This is a genomic window from Bacillus cereus, assembly GCF_025917685.1.
In the GTDB taxonomy this organism is placed as follows: domain Bacteria; phylum Bacillota; class Bacilli; order Bacillales; family Bacillaceae_G; genus Bacillus_A; species Bacillus_A cereus_AT.
Genome location: NZ_CP089518.1, coordinates 2,426,079 through 2,444,936, shown reverse-complemented (window position 1 = coordinate 2,444,936; position 18,858 = coordinate 2,426,079). Strand labels below are relative to the sequence as shown.

The following is an 18,858-nucleotide window of genomic DNA, read 5'->3' as shown; positions in this document are numbered from 1 at the left end:
TAGGAGGATCGCGTATGCAATTTTTTAAAAAAATAACAATTTTATTATTATCTTTTCTTATTACTGCACTTATCGTTTTATATTTTTATCTTTATGTAAATGGTCCAACTATTCGAGCTAAATCAGCTATTTTAATAGATACTAATTCTGGTGAAATTGTTTATAAAAAAAATGAACGTACTCCTATTCAGTCGGCCGCTTTATCTAAATTAATGACAGAATATATTGTGATGGAACAACTTCATGATGGCAAAATACAATTAGATGAATCTGTGAAAATTAGAAACGAAGTTTTTCAAACAGAAACAAGTCCGATCCAAGTAACATCAAAGGATAACACTACCGTTCGTGACTTACTTCATGCTTTGCTTTTAACCGGAAATAATCGTTCTGCGCTTGCACTTGCAGAACACATTGCTGGAAATGAAGATAATTTTACATCGTTAATGAATGAAAAAGCAAAACAACTAAAATTATCACAACAATCTCCATTTTTAAATTCAACCGGAATAAATAGTGAAAAGAATAGACAATCAATTACAACAGCAATAGACGCAGCCGAAATAGCTGCACAATTAATAAAAGACTATCCAGATGTATTAAATATTACTAAACAAACCTCTTACCAATTTACCTTCAAAGATGTTCAAGTTTTCAACACAAATAAAATGATTTATTCTCTTAATAAAAACATTAAATTAAAAGGTGTTGATGGCTTGCAATCTAGTTTGTCAACTAACGGTAATTACAGTTTTGTTAGCACAGCAAAACAAGGAGACACACGGTTTATTTCTGTAGTATTAGACACCAATGAAGAAAACACGGCTTTTGTCGAAACAAAAAAGTTACTTCAATACGGTTTTGAACCTACCTCATATTCTGCACTTCAAGCTTTCAAAGACACTATTACATCTTGGACCATTTTACTTCAGTTTAAAAATTTAATCATACAAACAGTAATAATCTTTTTAATCATTACGATCTTAATGTTTTTACATCTACGTCAGAAAAAATCCGAGGACTTTAGCTAACCGTTCTCTTTTATATAAAAAACCGACTTGCATTTAGCAAGTCGGTTTCTAAATCTATAATCCTCTTCCAATTAAATTCGCTGAAACGGGCTGAAGATTTAATTCTCTTGCCCATATTGATAGCTGACCTATATGATGAATTTCATGTGCAATAACATGTCGTAACACTTCACCATACCTATACTCTTTATCCATCCATGAAACTTTTAATATTTTATTCTCTAAGTCTTCTGTCCACGATTGTAAAAATCTCTCTAAATCCTTGTTATACAAATCAGATAACGCTTTCAGTTTCTTGATTGATTGATAATCCTTAAATTGCGGCTCATCTACTTCCTTTCCTTTCAAATCACAAATCCAGCTATACTCAACATCTACAATATGGAAAAGTGTTTCTAAAATACTCCCAACACCTCCAACACGTTTGCAAAGCAATTCTTCCTCAGTAAGTTGCTCACACCGCTTAAACCAATCATCCCTTACTTGCCAATTATATTGCAATAAAGTGTACACATTTATCTCTCCCTTACCTCAATGATCCACTTAATAGCATCTATGATATAATGTGGATCATCCTTTTGAATATAGTGACCGCTATGTTCTGCAATTATAAATTTATTTTTGCTTGATAATTGTAATAATTCTCTTTGTAATTGTAACCATTTCAGTTGTGCAGCTTGCGAATAAAAAGATTTTTTACCAGCAGCTAACACGACAAGTGGAATATCACTCATTGACTTACAACGTTTCCCTGCTTCACCTAAACTATACATGAACTCTTCGTATGAGCTTTCATATATAAATTGCTTATAATATGCATCTTGAAATTCAGAAGACATTATTGGTAAAAAATCCTCTTTATAATTTTCTGGTGTCGAATCAACTAAAACTACTCCCATCGTATCTTCAGGATAAAAGGTCGTAAATAAACGGATATTTATACCCCCAAAGGAATGTCCTACAAAAATATAGGGTGGCTTAAGTTGTAATTGCTTTAAGCAATCTCTTAATTCTTTTACCATTTCAGAACTAATACGTCGCTTAGAACTCTTCCCACTTTTTCCTAATCCAGCTCGATCATATGTGAGTACCGTCCCATATTCCGTCAGCCCTTCAGCAATATGATCCCATGCCTTTGAATAATCACCATAACCTGCTTCCATTATAATAATAGGCTGCAGTTTCTTTCCTTGGAATATTTTTGTATATATTTTAACGTCATAAACTTGTACATATTCCTCTATACATTTAACCATTGACAATCACTTCTCTTCGACAAAGTTCCTCTACAATATGATCAATTATTTCATTTACAGAAAAAGATCCATCCAATACGATATCTGAATTCGGCTTAACAGTATGAATTGCCTCTAAATAAGCTTTTCTCGCATGTGCCATGTAATGTTTCAAATCATTATGTATTTCACTCATAGTATCTTCCTTAAAGTCTCGTAAAATTCTTCTAGCCATCGCAATATCTAAAGGTGTGTCAATAAATATAGTTACATCAATGAATTGTCCCATTTCTCTATTTAAGTATGCAAAAGGATAATCTACAATAATATAGTCTAATTTACTATCTCGTATAAGATGCTGAATATCATGAATTAATGGTGTAAGTACCCAGTCGTCATAATTCGCTCCATCATCAATCCATTTACAAATATCAGCAGGACAGCTATCAAATTTATAACTATCAAAATATAGCGCTTTAGAATTCGTTAACTCATGAGTTAAACTTTCTGTAATAGTAGTTTTACCTCCACCTGAAACAGCTGCAATTGAAATTATTTTAGTTTTTTTATTCACGCTTCCCACCAAACCCCTTTTGTTAACATAATATAATTATAAAATACTATTATTTATTGTTCCATTCATATTCTAACATACTCATTTTCCATAAATTCCAATACGTTTTTCCTACTCTTTTTGACTCTCTTAATAAACCTTCTTTTACAAAACCTATTTTTTCGTAACAAGAAATAGCTGACTTATTAAAGTCATAAACACCAAGAGTTACTCTATGTAGTTTTAATTCATCAAAAGCAATACGAAGTACGGCTTTCATCATATGTTTCCCTATAGAACGCCCTCTCATGTTCGTATTACCAACTAGCACTTTTCCAATTCTAGCAGACTTATTTATATTATCTATTTGTCCAAGAGAAATATGACCAATAACTGCTTTAGTCTCTTCATCTATTATTTTGAATGCCAGTGTGTTTGCACATTCTGTATATTTTTCTAATTGCTGTTCATTTAAAGGATATGTAAATGCATTTCCCGACCATTGTATTAAAAATTCTTCGGAATTAATCCAATTTATTAATTGTTTGAAATCAGATCTTTTAAAGGGCACTAATTTAATCACTCTCATTCTCCTTTCGTACATCACTCTTTATAGCCTCAAACCTATTTCTATATAAAGAATATATTCTCCTTTTATACGAAATTAAAATAAAGCCATTCATAAGAATGGCTTTACAAAAAACCAGCATAATTATGCTTTGTTTGCTACGTCAACACCATTAAAATCAAACTCAGCGGTAACCGTTGTAACAGGAGGGAAAATTGCTTCAATTTTGCAAATGGAGATAATTACTCCAACAGATCCAGGAATAGCTGCAAGCTTAACAACATCACAACTTACAGACGAAACAGTACCTACATAAGTACGTCCCTCTGTATTAATTTGAACTGTTTGATTAATTAATTTCTTAAGCTCATCTCTAATTCCTTGCACACAAGAATTATCACATTTCTCATGCTTTTCTTTTTTACACTCTTCGAATATTTCCCAACAATCATCCTGTTTACATGTACACTTCTTTTTACAATTATTAAATCGAGAACCCAAAACCTCACCCCCTAATCCTTTCTATTAGTAAGGTATGTCCAATAGCTTAAAAGTGTACGAGACGAAAGCAAAAAAACAAAAAAACAAACACTTGTACTAAAACTTCTTTTTATATACTAAAAACGAAATTGCGTCATTTATAAAAACACCACTAATCTATTTTGTTAATAAAAAAGCGGACACCAAACTACAGAGCAATATAACAACGCCCTTTTTAGTTTGATGTCCACTGGTTCTTCCAGTAGGACTAAATGTATAATTATTATTACAGCATTTTCTCATATTTTAGTATATTTCTTATTAGAAAAGGATTATTTTATATCGTTACTATAAGTATCCATAAGGCCAAGGCGCAATGATAGCGAGCGCTATACGTGTAGATAAAACCCTTAATTCAAAGTCTGTTTTCTTGGAGGGTTCAGGGATATACAATTATGTAGATCCCCTTTAGAACAATTCCAACACCTATATATAGGCTAAATCCTGCTCTTTTTTAATACAAACATAGCATATTCAATGCCCATCATTAATCAACATATTTCTCTACGAAATGAAATTTTTATATCATTCTTCATCATCGTCTATCCGAATCAACCGAGGTCGCTATGTACTATTACCGTACACTTTTTCATAGTTTGGAGCTAATATGCACCGAAGCCAATCTAATAATTTATTCACCCTTTCACTAACCTCTAAAATTGTCCCCTCTGTAATAAAATAATCACCTTGATACAAGGTTTACTCGTTTGTCCCATAGAATCATCATTATTCCCCTCCCTATAAAAATAGCGTATTTATTTCAAATGATGCTCTTATTAATTTGGACGAATTTACCAGTATTTTTACCAAAAAAATTCATGATATCGTTAATTAGTCGAGTACGTCATCACTTGATGATTACCCTTAGGAGCTCCGCAGACAATCGGGGTTTCTTTTATTTAAATAATGATTTTGTTTAAACTTTACAAAACTCACCTATATTAATAAAATATCTTCTAAAATTCCTATTGAACATTTATAATACTTTTAAACGGTTTAAATTCTACAATCAGTAATGGAGGCATTTTAATGGGAAACATCCCAAAAATATCATCACAACAATCAAATCCTAAGATACCCTCACAGCAAGTGAACCCTAACACCCAACAAGGTAATAATAAAAAAACAAGACGCCGTATTATAACTACTTTAGCTTTTATATTACCTATAATTTTTGTCCTTCAATATTCTCTTAATAACCAACAAGAAATGATTAAAGAAAAACAAATCACGGTTAATACGGAGCAACAAAAATTATCTACTTTAAAGAAGGATGGTCATACCCTTAAAAATGATGTTAAAGTTTTAACAGGTAGTGAAGAAGAAGTTTTAAAATTCGCAAGGAAACTGTATGGATTTTCTAAACCGAATGAAACTATATTTCAAATAACTGAATAAAATTACACTTCATTACCAAAAGGCGATTTGAAGATAATCGCCTTTTTATATTTAATTTCTAAAGGAATCATACTACTCTCTCTTTCTATTAAATAACTATTTTGTTTAATTTATTAAAATACAACCGCTTGTCCATTTCACTTTGCTCTATCATTACATTTACTATTAGTAATACGATTTTTAGAGGTGATATATAATGGACGAGTTTTTATCTTTTGCTGCACTTAATCCGGGTTCTATTGGACCTACACTTCCACCTGTTCCACCCTTTCAATTCCCTACTGGTCCCACCGGTTCTACAGGAGCTACCGGTTCAACTGGCCCAATTGGGCCAACCGGACCAACTGGGCCAACCGGACCTACCGGACCAACCGGGCCAACCGGACCTACCGGACCAACTGGGCCAACTGGGCCAACTGGGCCAACTGGATTTAATCTTCCTGCTGGGCCTGCATCTATTACCTTAACTTCTAACGACCCCACAGCATGTGTATCCACTCAAGGAAATAATACTTTATTTTTTTCGGGGCAAGTATTAGTAAACGGTAATCCTACTCCAGGAGTAGTGGTCAGTTTTTCATTTAGTAACCCTTCTCTTGCTTTCATGGTTCCTCTTGCTGTCATTACCAATGCTTCAGGCAACTTTACCGCTGTATTTCTAGCCGCTAATGGGCCTGGAACAGTAACTGTTACTGCTTCACTTCTTGATTCTCCTGGAACAATGGCTAACGTCACTATTACCATTGTGAATTGTCCGTAATGGTTTTATTTTTAAGGACTAAGCAATTTCTGATAAGATGAGCACTGATTTACAGTGCTCATCTTATCATTGGGATGTTCCTTTCAAATGAAATTTCGTAGCATCCAACGAATGGGCTCTAGTTACCACTAATAGAAATGTTCAAGTAACCCCCATTCATTATCCGTTGTCCTTTTTGAAAGGACTTGTTCCGTACAACAGGTCCTATTTAATCTACACCCTACTAAAATAACTCTTTTAATAAGGACTAATGATCTTTATATTTCTTAAGCTTGTCATCACAAGTACTTTTTATTATTAGTTAAATTCTCAATATAGTTTATGTATATAAGTCCATTCAAAGATACATAATACCCACGTAACTATTTAAAAAAACATTGTTTTTATATCTAAGTTCAAAAAGGAGCTACATAACATGGATAAGAAAAATCTATTAAGTCAACAACTTGATTATGTGTCATCGGATGCGCTGAATACTCCTAGTAAAGCCCAAGAGCAAATGCAAGAAACATCTCCGGAGCCACATAATTCAAACAAAAAAGACAGTACTCAAGCTTTACATGGCGAAGATTTACCAATTTCAGAAGTATATAGAACAACGAGCAAACAGTAAATTTAAAAAGGGAAAATCTTAAGAACGAGTGAACTTAATTCTTTTCCCTTTTCCTATTTAAATAACATTTTTATATGAAACCCGTACACATTTTTGACACATCCACTATCGCAATCTCCTGAAAATTCATGATAATATTAATTTGTCGGATACGCCAAATTTCGACATTGAACGACAATGTTATCTCCCTTATTGAATCCCTGTCCCCCAGGGATTTCTCCTTTTATTCATTACTTTTTTCTTCACTAAATTTTCATTCTTAACAAAATTCAATCACTCCATTGAATAGACTGCCGCAGTATCCTATTTTGATAAAAACTAAAAACAAACAGACATACTTACCACTAATAGTAGATTTTTTAACTTCAAATTTACTTTTTCTCTTGTATCTTTTAGTAAACATTAAAAATGAGCTCTATTTACATAGAGCTCATTCGTAATTTTATAGTTTGCTAGACTGTAGCCCCTGAATATACGGAACCACTTCAGGATTTACAAGTGAAGATAAGTCTCCTAATTCTTTCCCTAAGTAAGCAGCCTTAATGACGCGTCGCATTACTTTAGAATTACGTGTTTTTGGTAAATCCTCTACAACGTGGATATCTTTTGGACATAATGCTTTTCCGATATGAGAATTTACTAAACTCATTAATTCTTTCTTTAATTCTGCTGTAAATATTACACCATCTCGTAATACTACAAAGCAATGACAAACCTCACCTTTAACATCGTCAGGTACACCAATTGCAGCTGCTTCTATTACATTATTATGTTTCACAAGAATAGATTCATATTCAGCAGGCCCAATACGTTTTCCAGCAATGTTTAACGTATCATCTGAACGCCCTGTAATAATATATTGCTCACCGTCATAAATGACCCAGTCACCATGAACCCATTTATTTTCAAATCGTGACCAGTATGTGTTTACATAACGCTCATCATCTTCCCAGAAACTTTTCGTCATACCTACCCAAGGTTTTTCTAAACATAATTCTCCGACTTCATCACGAATCGGTTTACCTTGACCATCAAGTACAACCGCTGCCATTCCGGGTAAAGATGCGTTAAAACTAATCGGTGCAATCGGCTTAATTAGGACGTTCCCAAAAATCCCACCTGAAATTTCAGTTCCCCCTGAATAGTTACAGATTGGAACTTTCCCTTTTCCAACCGTTTCAAACAGCCACATCCAAGGGTCCGGATTCCAAGGTTCTCCTGTTGATGCGAATACTTCTAAACTCTTGAGTGAATGTTTATTTACATATTCATCGCCTTTAGCCATTAACGCACGGATTAATGTTGGCGATATACCGAGATGCGTAATTTCATATTTATCGACTGTCTCCCATAAACGATCTGCCTCTGGGAAGTCTGGAACACCTTCGTACATAACCATCGTTGCTCCATTAATAAGAGAGCCAAATAGTAAAAATGGTCCCATCATCCAGCCCATATCAGTTACCCACAATACACGGTCGCCTTGTTTTATATTCATTCCAAATCCTGCATCAAATGCAGATTTTAGCGGAAAACCAGCATGTGTGTGTACTGTCCCCTTCGGCTTACCAGTTGTTCCTGATGTATATATAAGCATTAATGGATCATCACTGTTCATTTCTTCAGCATGTATAAATGGTTTTTCTTTTTCTAACGTACTCCATGAATAATCGTAATTATGCGGTGTAAAATCATTTCCTGCATGACGAACAATTACAACTTTTTCAACAGTTGGGCAATGCTCACAAGCTTTATCTACTTCATCTTTTAAAGAAACAATTTTCCCGCGGCGTGAAAAACCATCTGCGGTAATAATCATTTTTGAACCCGCTGCTTGTACACGTGTCATTACTGCATCAGCAGCAAAACCTGAGAATATTGGTGAAATAATCGCTCCAATTTTCATTACTGCTAACATAGCAACAACTGTTTCAGGAATCATTGGCATGTAAATTGTTACACGATCACCTTTTTCAATACCAGCATGTTTCAAACCATTGGCAACACGGCTTACCCAGCTGTCAAGCTCTTCATATGTAAATGATTTCGAAGTTCCATTTTCCCCTTCATACATGAGTGCTGCTTGTGTTTTCGTTCTATCGTCTGCAAGCCAGCGAGATAAAGCTGATTCTACAACGTTACAAGTGCCCCCAGTATACCATTGTGCAAACGGTGTACCATTTTCTAAATCTAACACTTCTGTATATGGTTCCATCCACTGATAACCAACTGCTTTCTCAGCTTCTCCCCAAAGCCACGCTGTTTCTTCAATTGATTTATTATAAAAAGCTTCGTAATCTTCATAACCTAATGATTTCATCCAACTAAATAGTCGCGTTTTTTCTTTATATTCTTCTGTTGGAAACCAAACTGCTTGTTTCAATGTTTTCCCCTCCTTGACTTATTGAGCAAGAAAGCCCTTAATAGGGCTTTTAAACTGGATATACAGGATGTTTACGATCCGTAAATACTTGATATTTACTCATATACATTTCGAATCGCCCTTTTAACTCTTCACGTAAATTGTTTGGATGAACAATACCATCAATCACCATCTCTGATGCTAAATGATAAATATCAATATCTTTCTTATACTCTTCACGTTTTTCAGCAATGAAGCTTGCACGCTCTTCTTCTGGTAAAGCTGCAATCTTATTTGCATATACAGCATTGACCGCCGCTTCTGGACCCATTACTGCAATAGAAGCTGTCGGTAATGCTAAGCAGCAATCTGGTTCAAATGCTGGACCTGCCATTGCATATAAACCAGCACCGTATGCTTTACGAACAACGATAGAAATTTTCGGTACAGTTGCTTCACTCATTGCAGAGATCATTTTTGCACCGTGACGAATAATACCAGCACGTTCTACTTTCGTACCAATCATAAATCCAGGCACATCCGCAAGGAATAATAGTGGGATATGATATGCATCGCATAAATTAATAAACTTCGCTGCTTTATCAGCTGAATCATGGAATAAAACGCCGCCCTTCATACGCGGCTGATTTGCAATAATGCCAATTGGCTTACCGTCAATACGAGCTAAACCTGTAATTAGTTCTTGGGCAAATAATTTTTTCACTTCAAAGAAAGAGCCTTCATCAATTACTCTGTTAATGAGATCTTTCATATTGAAAGGAGCATTTTGATTTTCTGGAATGATTTGTTCTAACGTTTTATCGAACTGTTTCGGCTCTTGAGGTGTAGTCAATGGAGTCTTTTCTAGGTAGTTACTTGGGAAATATGAAATGTATTGTCTTGCTTGTGTAATCGCATCTTCTTCTGTCTTACATAATACGTCTCCGCATCCTGATACAGAGCAATGCATACGAGCTCCGCCCATTTCTTCTAAAGTTACCTTTTCGCCAATAACCATTTCAGCCATACGAGGAGATCCTAAATACATAGATGCATTTCCTTCCACCATCATAACAACGTCACAAAATGCTGGAATATATGCGCCACCAGCTGCTGAAGGTCCAAATAATAAACAAATTTGCGGAACTTTACCTGATAATTTCACTTGATTATAAAAGATTCTTCCTGCACCACGGCGTCCAGGGAACATTTCAACTTGATCTGTAATACGTGCCCCAGCAGAATCAACTAAATAAAACAATGGCACACGTAACTTTTCAGCCGTTTCTTGAATACGTAAAATCTTTTCAACTGTACGTGCTCCCCATGACCCGGCCTTTACAGTCGAATCATTTGCCATTACGCATGCAGTACGACCATGTATTTTACCAGTTGCAGTTACAACTCCATCAGCTGGTAATCCTGTTTGTTCACAATTTGCAAATAGTGCATCTTCCACATATTCACCATTATCAAATAAAAGAGCTAAACGATCTCGAACAAAGAGTTTTCCTTTTGCTTTGTTTTGTTCATGATATTTCGGTGCCCCGCCTTGCTTAATTGTTTCAACTCGTTCTTCAAATGAATTAGATTGTTGTTTTTGATCTAACATATTTACTCCCCCTTATACATTGGTTTGCGTTTTTCCTTGAATGCCTGTAATCCTTCTAATCTATCTTTCGTATGGATTACGCCCTCATACGCCTGTTTTTCCATTTGTAATCCGGTATGTAAATCTACTTGAATACCATTTGAAATTGCTTCTTTTGCTAATCGAACAGCAATTGGACCATTATTAGCAATTCGATCTGCAATTTCAATTGCTTTCTCTTCTAGTAAATCAGCTGGTACTACGAACTCTACTAAACCATATTCTTTCGCTTCTTGCGCCGAAATACGTCTTCCTGTATAAATTAATTCTTTCGCTCTACCGACTCCAATTAATCTCGGTAAACGCTGCGTACCACCTGCTCCAGGTATAATTGCCAGAGAAGTTTCAGTAAGACCTAGACTTGCAGTGTCAGAAGCAATTCTAAAGTCACAAGCTAAGCTTAATTCAGTACCTCCACCTAGTGCGATTCCATTAATAGCAGCTATAACTGGTTGTGGTAATTGTTCCACCATCTCCATAGTAGAACGAATCATACCCACAGCATGGCGAACTTGTTCTTCACTCATGCCAGCGCGTTCTTTTAAATCAGCACCAGCACAAAACGCTTTTTCGCCAGCACCTGTTAGAATTACTACACGAGTATTTGACTCTTCACTTATTTGAGTTAATATGTTTTGTAACTCTTCTAATAACGCTAAAGATAATGAGTTTGCTTGTCTTTCACGATTTAACGAAATCTTTACAACGTGAGGTGTTACATAATCAACTGAAATGTTTTGTAATTGTAGCATCTTCTCACCTACTTATCGTTTTATGTTGAAGCGCTCTATACACATGACTCGGTAATTGGATATTTAATTTACTTTGAATAAATTGACTAGCTCTTAATAACTTCTCTTCATCAATATTCGTTTGGACACCTAACTTATGGAGCATATGAACTAAGTCATCAGTAGCAACATTACCTGATGCTCCTGGTGCATAAGGACATCCTCCGAGCCCGCCACAAGAACTATCAAACGTTGTAATACCATGTTCTAAAGACTTAACTACATTTGCCAGTGCCATTCCATACGTATTATGAAAATGCATGGCAAACTGTGAAGCATCATACTTCTTTAATAAATATTCTAATACTTGATCTACTTGTAATGGATTCGCTACACCAATCGTGTCACCAAGAGAGATTTCATAAATACCGTATGAAAATAGTTGATTACATATTTCGTCAACTGCTGTGGTACTTATATCTCCTTCATAAGGACATCCAAATACAGTAGAAACATAACCTCTTACCTTTTTCCCTTCAAATGTTGCCTGTTTTGTTATATCTTCAATTACAGCTAATGCTTCTTTAATTGATTTATTAATATTACTTTTATTATGAGATTCACTTGCTGATAAAAAAACATTCACCTCATCTACATTTTGCAAAAAAGCTCGTTCCAAACCATTTTGATTTGGAACAAGCGCTGCATATGTAACATTTGGATCCCTTTTTAGCTCAGAAAATACATCACTTGCATCTGCTAATGCAGGAACCCATTTAGGGTGAACGAATGAGGAAACTTCAACGTACGATAATCCGGCTTCTGTAAGTAGTTGAATCCATTTTACTTTATCTTTTGTGCCAACAATCTTTTTTTCATTCTGTAAACCATCACGTGGCCCGACTTCTTTAATGACAGCAAAATTAGGTAGTTTCAATTCGCTTCCCCCTATATCTCCCTATTCAATTTCTAGTAATACATCTCCTTCGTTTACAAAGTCGCCTTCTTGCACGTTGATTTTCATAACAGTTCCGGCTTCTTCTGAAACGATTGGAATTTCCATTTTCATAGATTCTAAAATGACGACATCCTGCTCTTCCTCTACTGTATCTCCTACTCCTACAACAATTTTCCAAACATTTCCTGCCATCGATGCATATACTTTCGTCATCATTTTTTCCCCCTTAATATTCATAACTCTTATTTTTTAACAAGTTGTTTCGTTACAAAACCCGTTGTATAAATACCACTTTTGAACACATCGTCTTCCAATACTTGTAGTAACATTGGTGTATTCGTTTTAATACCTTCTACTTTTAACTCTTGCAGCGCATCCTGTAATTTTGATATCGCTTCTTCTCGAGTTTCACCATGAGCGATTACTTTCGCAATCATTGGATCATAGAACGGTGTAATCGTTACTTGATTCTCCAAAAAGTGATCAATACGTACATTTGTCGGTAAAGATAGATCTGTAATCTTCCCAGGTGATGGGAAGAAAGTTTTCGGGTCTTCTGCATAAATACGAGCCTCGATGGCATGACCACTACGTTTTACATCATCTTGTGTAAATGATAGCTTCTCACCATATGCGATAAGTAGTTGTTGTTCAACTAGGTCTAACCCAGTAATTTCTTCGGTAACTGGATGTTCTACTTGTAATCTCGTATTCATTTCTAAGAAATAAAAGTTTTTTTGATCATCTACAAGAAACTCAACTGTCCCAGCATTCGTATAGCCAAGAGCTTTAGCAGCTTGTACAGCAACTTCTCCCATCGCTTTTCGTGTACCCTCATCTAAAAATGGGGACGGCGCTTCTTCAATCACTTTTTGATTTCGGCGCTGTACTGAACATTCGCGTTCCCATAAATACACTGTATTACCGTGTGAATCTGCTAAAAGCTGAATTTCAATATGATGTGCATCTGCAATATATCGCTCTAAATACATTTCTCCGTTACCAAAGAAGTTTTGCGCTCTTGTTTTATTACTTTCAAATGCTTTGGTGAGCGTTTGCTCAGTTTCCATCAATTGCATTCCAATGCCTCCGCCGCCCGCGGATGCCTTAAGCATTAATGGATAACCAATTTGTTTTGCAATTTCAATTGCCTCTTCAGCAGTTTCAATATTTGTAGTAATACCCGGAACTACTGGTACATCTGCTGCTTGCATCGCTAAACGTGATTCAATTTTACTTCCCATCTTAGTAATGATTTCTTCTGAAGGACCGATAAATACAATTCCTTCTTCTTTACAGCGAATCGGAAAAGATGGATTCTCTGATAATAATCCGTATCCTGGATGGATTGCTTCAGCTTTTGACTTCTTAGCTATTTCTATAATTTTTTCAAGGTTTAAATAGCTTTCTTGGACACGCGGGCCGCCTACTATATAAGATTCATTTGCCATTTTTACATGAAGGGCATTTTCATCAGCCTCAGAATAAATAGCAACAGTGCGAATGCCAAGTTTTTGACAAGTTTTTATAATGCGGACTGCGATTTCCCCGCGATTTGCAATTAATATTTTTTGAAACATAGTGATTCCTCCTTTTTATCTACATCCTAAATGTCTTGCAATTACGAGACGTTGAATTTCAGAAGTACCTTCACCAATTTCTAACAGTTTTGCATCACGAATATGTCGTTCAACTTCATATTCACGCATATAGCCATATCCACCATGAATTTGTACTGCATGATTCGCTATACGACTTGCTGCTTCAGATGCAAACAGTTTTGCCATAGCCGCTTCTTTACCGAAAGGTTTATCATTATCTTTTAACCAAGCTGCTTTATGTACTAAATTACGCGCTAATTCCACTTCAGTCGCCATATCAGCTAATTTAAATTGAATCGCTTGGAAATTAGAAATTGTTTTTCCAAATTGTTGACGTTCTTTCGCATATTGCAGAGCACGTTCAAATGCAGATTGTGCAATACCTACTGCTAATGCCGCAATTGAAATACGTCCTCCATCAAGTGTATATAAGAATTGTTTAAATCCTTTATTAACATCACCAAGAATATTTTCTTTCGGTACACGTACACCATCAAGTACGATTTCACAAGTATTAGAAGCGCGAACACCCATCTTATCGTAAGGACTTGAGATCGTTAATCCTTCACTTGTAGTCGGTACGATAAATGCAGAAATACGTTTTCTACCATTATCCTCAACACCGTTGATAGCGGTTACAATAATTGTATTTGCATACTCTGCGTTTGTAATCCAGCACTTTTCACCACTAATTACATACTCATCGCCATCTAAAATAGCTTTTGTTTGAGTGCCCCCTGCATCAGATCCAGCGTTCGGCTCTGTTAATCCGAAAGCACCTAATGTTTTACCTGATGCCATTGGAACTAAATACTTTTGTTTTTGTTCTTCTGTACCGAAATAATAAATTGGAGAAGCACCTAATGAAATAGTTGCAGCATAGCTTAAACCAGTACCACCACAAGCACGACCAATTTCTTCAACTGCTAGTGCGTACGATACAGTATCGCCACCTGAACCTCCATACTCTTCCGGGAATGGGATGCCTAATAATCCTAGTTCGCCCATTTTTTGAAATGTTTCATATGGAAATTCCGCAGTTTTGTCATAATATACAGCTTTCGGTGCGATTTCCTTTTCAGCAAAGTCACGTACCATTTCTTTAATCATTTGTTTTTCGCGAGTTAGAGTAAATTCCATTACGCTACACACCCCTTATCGAATATTGAGTTTCGACAGCGTGCGAGTTACTACTACAAACATTACTTCTTAAAAGACACGAATATTAGTTAGACAATTGCTATAATTCTGTCATAACTTAATTTTAAAACAGATTCTGTACCAATGCACAAAAAAATTCCTACATTGTTCTACAACAACATAGGAATTTTCTTGTCGAATTATGTATTATATTGTTTAATAATCTCTACCTTTTCCCAAATCAGAAATTTTTACTAAAGCTTCAGCGTATGGTTCGAAATATGTTTGTTTTCATAAATACTTTTCATCAAATCGAATGGCCCATGTTTTTAAAATTACAAGTAAACTACTAAGAGGGATTTTCTTTTCAAAATACTTCTATAGCAACTCTAAAAAATGAGTTTTTCTTGTTTTTTAGAGTTGTTTTAAAATATCCGAAAATGTGCTCACATACATTTACATTTGATGGATAGCAGGGCGCGCGCATAAATAATTCATTTAAAATCTTCTCATAGTTGTCAAATACAACTTCAACCGTTTCATTTTTTAAAATTTGCAATAATACGCCCTAATTCTTTTTGTTTCTCCTGATTTTATGCCATAAATATATACTAATAATCTGATTGAAACGCTACAAGTTCTTTCATGTTTTTAGTATATTTAATCATTTTGTAATGCGCGATTGTAAAAGAAATACTCTCTTATAATAAAATTCGACAATCTACCTTCTTCTTCAATTGGAAGATGTGAAAAATTTTTTATTACTGCTCCGCCAAATTATCCAGTTCCTTTTCCTTTTACTGGTCCTTTTTCAAAACTAGAATAAATTTCTACATAAAAAGTGCCATAACTTGGCGAACGATTCTTCAAAATAAAACCGTCAACTTCAAATAATGTTTGTAAAAACGCATTTGAAAATTGCTCCATGTTTTCAGTTAAATCTTCTCGTGTCGACGGTTGCACAAGTTTATTCAAACCGTTTTCTTCTACAATTCGTATCGTTTCACGAGGGACGCCTAAACCAATCTCTACTTCAGGACAAACAGGGATAAATGTAACAAATGGCTGCAAGCTTCGAATTGTTATATCTTAAATAATCTCTCCATTATAGCGACAGGCATCTAATTCTAAACATTTACTTACAACAATTGTTGGTTTAGCAAATTGATGCATCACATTACCTCCGTGGCGTTAGTCCATACAATATAAATTGAATCGTATTTTCAATTTCCACTTCATCATCCCATTTCTCTTCAGGCAATAATAAAAACCTCGTTAAGAGAAATCCTAGTACAGCTGATAAAGTAAGACGTAATACGGAAGATGGTGGCATTTCAATAATTTCCCGTTCTTCTTGAAACTTTACAATTAACTTTTTAAAATGTGAAAGCAGTTCTGTTTCTACTAATTGTTGTATTTCACTTTTTAGTTCCGGCTGAAATGGTACTTCTTGAATTAGTATTTTTATCATTGGAAAATGCTTTTTCGCAAATTCAAACCTATTATGAATTACTACTCTTAAAAGACCTTCATACGATTCATAATTTGTTTTAAATATTTCCTTGGCAAAAGCTTGTATGAAAAATGGTGCAGCGAACTTTGTTAAGGTCGGCATCACAACTGCAAACAATAAATCTTTTTTCGTCTTATAGTAGCGGAAGATTGTTCCTTCCGCTACACCCGCACGCTTTGCAATTTCACTCGTTGAAGTTGAGGCGTATCCTTTTTCTCCAAACATATCAACAGCTGCCTCTAATATACGCATTTGACGTTCATTACGTTTATCAGTATTCGTTGCGGCAACTAATTCTTCCAGCCAATCCTTCTTCATTTATAATGCTCCTTTTTATCTTCATTATATTTTGCGATGTTTTTTTAAAGCAAATACATTCCCTACTGCAAATAATAGTGAAAAAAGAAGTAAAACAGTAAGATCTAAAGCAATTTCTGTAAACCCTTGATTCCGAATCATTATTTGTCTCATTGCGTCAGCACCATATGTGAGTGGGAATAATTCCCCTAATATTTGTAACCACTTATTCATGGATTCCATTGGAAACAATCCAGAAAAGAAGACTTGAGGTACAATTACAAGCGGTATAAACTGAATCATTTGAAATTCATTATTTGCGTATGCCGATAAAAATGTCCCTAATGTTAATGCAGTTAAAGATAGCATACATGTAGTAAGTAGCGTTAGCCATATAGAGCCAGCTACATAAAGGTCTAAAATATAAACTGAAAAACTTACGATAATAATAGATTGTATAAATGCAAAAATTCCAAAACCAATAATATATCCTACAACTATTTCCCATCTTCTTACCGGAGTGGATAATAGCCTTTCTAAAGTGCCACTTAAACGTTCTCTTACGAAGGATACTCCTGACAATATGAATACAAAGAAAAATGTAAAAAAACCGATTAATACTGGCCCAAGCCCATCAAACATCGTAAAGTCTTTAGAACCATGTAAATACTCCACTTCAGGTTTCATAATCGATACAGCATTCTTCTCTGTGCTCTTTTGCAATACTTGCAGTACAGCACGATTTTTTGATGAATCACTGCCTTCTAATAGAAAATTCATTTTTCCATTCTCTAAATAGATCACTGCATCCACCTTTTGCTTTTCTAATTCAGAATATGCCTTTTCTTTTTCATATTCATAAATTGATGCTTCTTGATTCTTCATCGCCTTCACTATTGGAGCCGGCACATCCACAACAGCGATATGTGGTATATAATCTTTTTGTGTAAACACGAGAGACAATAACCAAAGTAATAACATTGGTGCCCCAAACATCATAGCTAACGAACGCTTATCTCGAAAAAATTGACGAATAATACGAATGATTACACCATTAACTCTCATCACTCAGCCACCTCTTCTAATAAAAAGACATCTTCAATTCGTCCAGATGATGTTTGTTTTTTCAATTCCTCAGGTGTGCCAATCGCAACTAATTTCCCTTCTCTAATTAACCCTAGACGTTCACAAAACTCCGCTTCATCCATAATGTGCGTTGTTACAATAATGGTTGTGCCTTTCTTTTTAAGGTCATAAAACTTCTCCCAAATCGATTTTCGAAGAAGAGGATCTATGCCAACTGTTGGCTCATCTAAAATCAATATTTCTGGTTCATGAAGGAGTGCTATCGCCAATGATAAACGTTTTTTCATTCCACCTGAAAATTGCTGTACTGTTTTTTTCATATGCTCGGATAATTGCACAAGTTCAAAAACTTCTACAATTCTCTCTTTCTTACGCTTACCTTTTAATCCATACATTGTTGCAATAAAATCTGCATTTTCATACGCCGATAGTTCTTCGTATAATGCATCAGCCTGAGCCATATAACCAATTCTTTTCATGCCATTTAAATTAGGCATGTTTGTATTAAAAACAATTACATCTCCTGTAGTTGATTCATTAATACCTGCAATCATTTTAATGAGTGTTGTTTTCCCTGATCCGGAAGGCCCGACCAATCCAAAAATTTCTGCCTTTTCTACTTGCAATGAAAGGTTATACAAAACTTCTTTTTTCCCAAAACTTTTTGATACATCTCGTAAAATAATTGAAGGTTGTTGCACTCTAAATCCCCCTTTTCTATAAAATGAGTGAGTACTCACTTTTATTTTACTCTTGAGTTATTATATGTCAAACTTTACTAATAAATATTTTTTCTGTTAATAACTAAAACAATGAAACAG

20 protein-coding genes and 2 pseudogenes are annotated in these 18,858 nt (G+C 35.0%); 4 read left to right on the top strand and 18 right to left on the bottom strand.

Going from position 1 to position 18,858, the window contains the following annotated elements; all coding sequences use genetic code 11:
* Positions 1–14 precede the first annotated feature (14 nt).
* On the top strand, positions 15–1,031 hold the full coding sequence (locus LUS72_RS12615) for a D-alanyl-D-alanine carboxypeptidase family protein (RefSeq protein ID WP_097829199.1): 1,017 nt from the start codon (positions 15–17) through the stop codon (positions 1,029–1,031).
* A 54-nt stretch (positions 1,032–1,085) separates the two neighbouring features.
* On the opposite strand, the gene LUS72_RS12610 is transcribed toward LUS72_RS12615, so the two are convergent.
* The 5 genes from LUS72_RS12610 to LUS72_RS12590 form a co-directional block, all read right to left on the bottom strand.
* Positions 1,086–1,544: a DinB family protein gene (locus LUS72_RS12610; RefSeq protein ID WP_264449002.1), complete on the bottom strand. Its 459-nt coding sequence runs from the start codon at positions 1,542–1,544 to the stop codon at positions 1,086–1,088.
* 2 nt (positions 1,545–1,546) lie between these two features.
* Entirely contained in the window at positions 1,547–2,287 is a 741-nt protein-coding gene (locus LUS72_RS12605) for an alpha/beta fold hydrolase (protein WP_097829197.1), read from the bottom strand.
* Entirely contained in the window at positions 2,280–2,840 is a 561-nt protein-coding gene (locus LUS72_RS12600) for a nucleoside/nucleotide kinase family protein (RefSeq protein WP_097829485.1), read from the bottom strand. The genes LUS72_RS12605 and LUS72_RS12600 overlap by 8 nt, the downstream gene beginning before the upstream one ends.
* 49 nt (positions 2,841–2,889) lie before the next feature.
* Entirely contained in the window at positions 2,890–3,402 is a 513-nt protein-coding gene (locus LUS72_RS12595) for a GNAT family N-acetyltransferase (protein WP_141533604.1), read from the bottom strand.
* A gap of 129 nt (positions 3,403–3,531) precedes the next feature.
* Positions 3,532–3,888: a hypothetical protein gene (locus LUS72_RS12590; RefSeq protein ID WP_002136449.1), complete on the bottom strand. Its 357-nt coding sequence runs from the start codon at positions 3,886–3,888 to the stop codon at positions 3,532–3,534.
* Between the two features lie 1,068 nt (positions 3,889–4,956).
* Here LUS72_RS12590 and LUS72_RS12585 point away from each other — a divergent pair.
* On the top strand, positions 4,957–5,325 hold the full coding sequence (locus tag LUS72_RS12585) for an FtsB family cell division protein (RefSeq protein WP_097829195.1): 369 nt from the start codon (positions 4,957–4,959) through the stop codon (positions 5,323–5,325).
* Between the two features lie 196 nt (positions 5,326–5,521).
* Positions 5,522–5,578 (top strand): annotated as a pseudogene (locus LUS72_RS27265) (exosporium leader peptide-containing protein); the annotation flags it as partial.
* Between the two features lie 17 nt (positions 5,579–5,595).
* On the opposite strand, the gene LUS72_RS12580 reads toward LUS72_RS27265, so the two are convergent.
* Together LUS72_RS12580 and LUS72_RS12575 are read right to left on the bottom strand one after the other, a co-directional pair.
* Positions 5,596–5,808 (bottom strand): hypothetical protein, encoded by a 213-nt coding sequence (locus tag LUS72_RS12580; RefSeq protein ID WP_257127361.1) that lies wholly within the window; start codon positions 5,806–5,808, stop codon positions 5,596–5,598.
* Between the two features lie 15 nt (positions 5,809–5,823).
* Positions 5,824–6,069 carry a hypothetical protein gene (locus LUS72_RS12575; protein WP_000237381.1) on the bottom strand — a complete coding sequence of 82 codons (246 nt, stop codon included), beginning with the start codon at positions 6,067–6,069 and terminating at the stop codon, positions 5,824–5,826.
* Positions 6,070–6,500: 431 nt separating this feature from the next.
* Between LUS72_RS12575 and LUS72_RS12570 the strand changes: the two genes are divergently transcribed.
* Positions 6,501–6,698 (top strand): hypothetical protein, encoded by a 198-nt coding sequence (locus LUS72_RS12570; RefSeq protein ID WP_097829193.1) that lies wholly within the window; start codon positions 6,501–6,503, stop codon positions 6,696–6,698.
* 442 nt (positions 6,699–7,140) lie between these two features.
* On the opposite strand, the gene LUS72_RS12565 is transcribed toward LUS72_RS12570, so the two are convergent.
* The 11 genes and pseudogenes from LUS72_RS12565 to LUS72_RS12515 all read right to left on the bottom strand — a co-directional run bounded on the left by LUS72_RS12565 (position 7,141) and on the right by LUS72_RS12515 (position 18,738).
* Entirely contained in the window at positions 7,141–9,081 is a 1,941-nt protein-coding gene (locus tag LUS72_RS12565) for an AMP-binding protein (protein WP_097829192.1), read from the bottom strand.
* A gap of 49 nt (positions 9,082–9,130) precedes the next feature.
* Positions 9,131–10,672 carry an acyl-CoA carboxylase subunit beta gene (locus LUS72_RS12560; RefSeq protein ID WP_097829191.1) on the bottom strand — a complete coding sequence of 514 codons (1,542 nt, stop codon included), beginning with the start codon at positions 10,670–10,672 and terminating at the stop codon, positions 9,131–9,133.
* Between the two features lie 2 nt (positions 10,673–10,674).
* Complete coding sequence (locus tag LUS72_RS12555; protein WP_097829190.1) at positions 10,675–11,463, bottom strand: enoyl-CoA hydratase; 789 nt, start codon at positions 11,461–11,463, stop codon at positions 10,675–10,677.
* A 4-nt stretch (positions 11,464–11,467) separates the two neighbouring features.
* Positions 11,468–12,379 (bottom strand): hydroxymethylglutaryl-CoA lyase, encoded by a 912-nt coding sequence (gene mvaB, locus LUS72_RS12550; protein WP_097829189.1) that lies wholly within the window; start codon positions 12,377–12,379, stop codon positions 11,468–11,470.
* Positions 12,380–12,400: 21 nt separating this feature from the next.
* Positions 12,401–12,616, bottom strand: coding sequence for an acetyl-CoA carboxylase biotin carboxyl carrier protein subunit (locus LUS72_RS12545; protein ID WP_001985297.1), 216 nt, complete (start codon positions 12,614–12,616; stop codon positions 12,401–12,403).
* Positions 12,617–12,642: 26 nt separating this feature from the next.
* The gene (locus tag LUS72_RS12540) at positions 12,643–13,980 is read right to left on the bottom strand and encodes an acetyl-CoA carboxylase biotin carboxylase subunit (protein WP_097829188.1); all 1,338 of its coding nucleotides are present in this window, start codon (positions 13,978–13,980) and stop codon (positions 12,643–12,645) included.
* Positions 13,981–13,995: 15 nt separating this feature from the next.
* Complete coding sequence (locus LUS72_RS12535; protein ID WP_000397266.1) at positions 13,996–15,141, bottom strand: acyl-CoA dehydrogenase; 1,146 nt, start codon at positions 15,139–15,141, stop codon at positions 13,996–13,998.
* A gap of 216 nt (positions 15,142–15,357) precedes the next feature.
* Positions 15,358–16,227: pseudogene (locus LUS72_RS12530) on the bottom strand (YbgA family protein).
* Between the two features lie 91 nt (positions 16,228–16,318).
* The gene (locus tag LUS72_RS12525) at positions 16,319–16,972 is read right to left on the bottom strand and encodes a TetR/AcrR family transcriptional regulator (protein WP_097829187.1); all 654 of its coding nucleotides are present in this window, start codon (positions 16,970–16,972) and stop codon (positions 16,319–16,321) included.
* A 24-nt stretch (positions 16,973–16,996) separates the two neighbouring features.
* Positions 16,997–18,016 carry an ABC transporter permease gene (locus tag LUS72_RS12520; RefSeq protein ID WP_097829186.1) on the bottom strand — a complete coding sequence of 340 codons (1,020 nt, stop codon included), beginning with the start codon at positions 18,014–18,016 and terminating at the stop codon, positions 16,997–16,999.
* Complete coding sequence (locus LUS72_RS12515; RefSeq protein ID WP_097829185.1) at positions 18,016–18,738, bottom strand: ABC transporter ATP-binding protein; 723 nt, start codon at positions 18,736–18,738, stop codon at positions 18,016–18,018. Before LUS72_RS12515 ends, LUS72_RS12520 begins: the two co-directional genes overlap by 1 nt.
* Positions 18,739–18,858 lie beyond the last annotated feature (120 nt).